We start from the raw sequence: 1,270 nt of genomic DNA, 5'->3' as shown, positions 1-1,270 counted from the left end.
CTTCCGATCTGCGTCAGAGACTCACTGCCCTACGCCTGGTCGCTGATCAGCGACCTGGTCAAACAGCGTGAAGCCCCGTACCCACCGGCCCCGGCGCCGTTCCCGCCACAGGCCTCACGGAACCCGCCGCCCCGACCCGTCGCGGAAGCCTCACATCAGGCCCAGAGCTGGCCTTCGAGCCGCTCCTCGGCCTCGTCCAGCGTCCCCTCGTAGGCACCGGTGGACAGGTACTTCCAGCCGCCGTCCGCGACCACGAAGACGATGTCGGCCCGTTCCCCCGCCTTGACGGCCTTGGCCGCCATGCCGAGCGCGGCGTGCAACGCGGCTCCGGTGGAGACCCCGGCGAAGATGCCCTCTGCGGCCAGCAGTTCCCGGGTGCGCCGCAGCGCGTCGGCGGAGGAGACGGAGAAGCGCGTGGTCAGGACCTCGGCGTCGTACAGCTCGGGGATGAAGCCCTCGTCGACGTTGCGCAGGCCGTACACCAGCTCGCCGTAACGCGGCTCGGCGGCGACGATCTTCACGTCGGGGACGTGCTCGCGCAGGAACCGGCCGACGCCCATCAGGGTGCCCGTGGTGCCCAGACCGGCCACGAAGTGGGTGACGGAGGGCAGGTCCGCCAGGATCTCCGGCCCGGTCGACTCGTAGTGCGAGCGCCAGTTGGCCGGGTTGCCGTACTGGTAGAGCATCACCCAGTCGGGGTTCTCGGCGGCCAGCCCCTTGGCGACCCTGACCGCCTCGTTGGAGCCGCCCGCCGCGGGCGAGGAGATGATCTGCGCCCCCCACATACGCAGCAGCTGGCGGCGCTCCTCGGAGGTGTTCTCCGGCATCACGCAGATCAGCTGGTAACCCTTGAGCCGGGCGGACATCGCCAGCGAGATGCCGGTGTTGCCGCTCGTGGGTTCGAGGATGGTGCAGCCCGGCTGGAGGAGCCCGTCCTTCTCCGCCTGCTCGATCATCCACAGCGCCGGACGGTCCTTGATCGAACCTGTCGGGTTGCGGTCTTCGAGCTTGGCCCAGATCCGCACGTCCTCCGAGGGCGAGAGCCTGGGCAGGCCGACCATCGGGGTCCGGCCTACCGAGTCGATCAGTGAGTCAAAACGCATGGTGTACGGCTTCCGCCTCTGTAGTCCTACCAACGACAGCGAGGTGCGCCGCCCGCCTCGCGAGATCTCGCGAGGCGGGGGGGGGGGCCGCGCGCGCGGGGGGGCCGGCGCCCCCGCGGGCGGCGCGGGGCCGCGGGGGCCCCGGGCGCCGGGGGGGGCGCCCCCCC

1 protein-coding gene is annotated in these 1,270 nt (G+C 71.6%); it reads right to left on the bottom strand.

All coding sequences use genetic code 11. The annotated features are described in order from the left end of the window. Positions 1–155 precede the first annotated feature (155 nt). Positions 156–1,103, bottom strand: coding sequence for a cysteine synthase (locus ABZU75_RS46470; protein ID WP_355570016.1), 948 nt, complete (start codon positions 1,101–1,103; stop codon positions 156–158). Positions 1,104–1,270 lie beyond the last annotated feature (167 nt).

The organism is Streptosporangium sp. NPDC005286, assembly GCF_040607515.1.
In the GTDB taxonomy this organism is placed as follows: Bacteria; Actinomycetota; Actinomycetes; order Streptosporangiales; family Streptosporangiaceae; genus Streptosporangium.
This window is presented reverse-complemented; position numbering and strand designations above follow the sequence as displayed.